2 protein-coding genes are annotated in these 2,257 nt (G+C 61.4%); one reads left to right on the top strand and one right to left on the bottom strand.

Annotated features, from left to right (window positions below; translation table 11 throughout):
• Positions 1-293 precede the first annotated feature (293 nt).
• Positions 294-1,820 (bottom strand): IS1182 family transposase, encoded by a 1,527-nt coding sequence (locus VES88_02520; protein ID HYN80347.1) that lies wholly within the window; start codon positions 1,818-1,820, stop codon positions 294-296.
• A 179-nt stretch (positions 1,821-1,999) separates the two neighbouring features.
• On the opposite strand from VES88_02520, the gene VES88_02515 reads away from it, so the two are divergent.
• Positions 2,000-2,257, top strand: a 258-nt coding sequence (locus tag VES88_02515) for an NAD(P)H-binding protein (GenBank protein HYN80346.1), incomplete at its 3' end; no start/stop codon positions are given.

The following is a 2,257-nucleotide window of genomic DNA, read 5'->3' as shown; positions in this document are numbered from 1 at the left end:
CTCTTTGGATTCTGAATCGACCCTTAGACAATTCTTGATTGTTCCACCATGGTTGGTGCTGCACGTCGTACTCATATATACGGCCACATAACAACCGGTTGCAGCGGACGGTCCGCTGCGCGGCCTGCCGCTGAACCGGAGCGTTGAGGCTGTAGAAAAAGCCTGATTTCATCGTGCACGGGCATGCGAGATGGCGCGATTCGCTCGCGCGTCATCCGATGCCGTGCATGTATCGATTGGATACGCGGAAATCGCGCATGTTGCGTCGGGAGGTGCTGCCCCTCGGCGTTGCCTTACGCTGCGTACCCGTGGTTGGCGAGCTTTTCGATGTTGTGGACCAGGCAGAAGAGCTTCCATTGCCCATCGACTTTCGTTCGCCCACGCAGCGTGAAGCGATCAAGCCCTTTGTTGTAGCGCACGTTCGCAAACACTGGCTCCACCGTTGCAAAGCGCTGTGCGTAGCGGGCGCGACCCGTCGGCGAATCAATCCGCTGTTTCATGCCGGCCGTGTGCGTCACCGGTGCGGGCTCGGCTCGACCGCGGAAGAATGCGACTTGGCGCGCGATGGTCTTGTCGGGCGTACGCAAACATCTCGCGCGGAGCACGCAGGGCACACAATCACGCTTCGCGCCACGAAATTGCTCCGAGACGTAGCCCTTGGTCACCAGGCTGCGCCCTTTGCGATAGAGTGACTTCCCCGCGGGACAGATACACGTGCGCGCCTCCGCATCATAGAGGAAATCATTTGGCTGAAAGATCGATTCGCTCTGCGTTACTTGGGACTTGTCGTACAGCGGATCCGGAGCGTTTTTGTGCCGGTCTTGCGTGGTGAAACGCTCGTCACGGCGACGCATGCCGTTGTCGGCAATGAGCGCCGGCACCCGCATCGTGGCGAGTTGCTGCAAGTTCGCCTCGCTGTGATAGCCCGCATCGGCCGCGATGATTGTCTGCTCGGCGAGCAGCTCCTGCACCGCCGTCACCACCGGCATGAGAAGCTCCTGCTCCGAGCCGGTGCCGTGGGCCTGCGCCTCGATGATGATCTGATGCTTGCTATCCACCGCCGTCACACCGGTATAGCCCTGAATCACACCCTTGCCGGTGGCCATCTTGGCGCTCTCATTGTCGGTGCGATTGCTCTTCCGAATCGCGCCCTTCGCGCTACGACGCTCGTTGGGATGAGCCGCGAGCCACTCGCGCATTTGCGCGGCGTCCCGCTCCAGTCGCTCGATCCGCTTCACGGCCTTAGCCCCCGGGTCGGGCTCGACGGGCCTCCCGTCCGCCTCGCGATGGCGCTGGAGCATCGTCGTCGCCGCGGCTTCGAGCTTCGCGGCGTGCCGCTCGAAGTCCGCTCGCGTTCCGCTCCGATGCTTCGACGCGTTGCTTGGGAGCTTCACGCCGTCAATCGCAAACATCTCCCGGCCAATCAAACCTTGCGCGTCACAGATCGCGAGCACTGCCGCGAACACGTGCGCGATGTCGTCGTTCAGCGTGCTGACGAAGTGCGCGATCGTGGTGAAGTGCGGTGCGGTATCACCGCAGAGCGCGATGAACGTCACGTGCTCCTGGCAGGCCCGTTCGATACTGCGACTGCTCACGATCCCCTGCGAGTACGCGAACAGCACCACCTTCAACAGCATCGCGGGCGGGTACGCCGGCGCACCGGTCTCGTCGTTCCGGAAGCGCGCATCGAAGTGGGACAGATCGATCGCGTGATCCAGCAAGTGATTCAGCGCATGCTCAAAGGTCCCGGGCAACAACTGCCGGTCCAGATCAACGGCAAGAAACCGCGGGTTGGTATCGATATACTTGTAGCGGGCCATGGAGTGCGCTCGTCCGAGAGAAAACAGCGATTCACCGACACACGATCCAACCGCTATTGCATGATGAGTACCGCGACAACAACATAGTCATGAGACTTTTTCTACAGCCTCGTTAGGCGGCAGTCGAGCGCGTTCGGCGGGAGACCATCACGGCTCTACATACACGTATGAAAATATTGGTGCTCGGCGCATCGGGTGGGGTCGGAAAACACTTGGTGCGCCTGGCCTGCGATGAAGGCCATGACGTCACGGCGCTGGTGCGGCGTGCTGATGGCATAGATTCGCGGGTGCGCATCGTGATTGATGATGTGTTGCGACCGGGTTGTTTCGACGAGCACGTGCACGGTCACGAAGTTGTGCTGTCAGCGCTCGGCCCGAAGCGAATGCATCCGGCGAATCCGTGGAGCGCACTCGCCTCGCCGCCGGACTTCGCCGCA

It is taken from the genome of Gemmatimonadaceae bacterium (genome assembly GCA_035633115.1).
GTDB lineage: Bacteria > Gemmatimonadota > Gemmatimonadetes > Gemmatimonadales > Gemmatimonadaceae > UBA4720.
The sequence above is the reverse complement of the archived record's forward strand: the minus strand, read 5'-3'. Positions and strand labels throughout refer to the sequence as shown.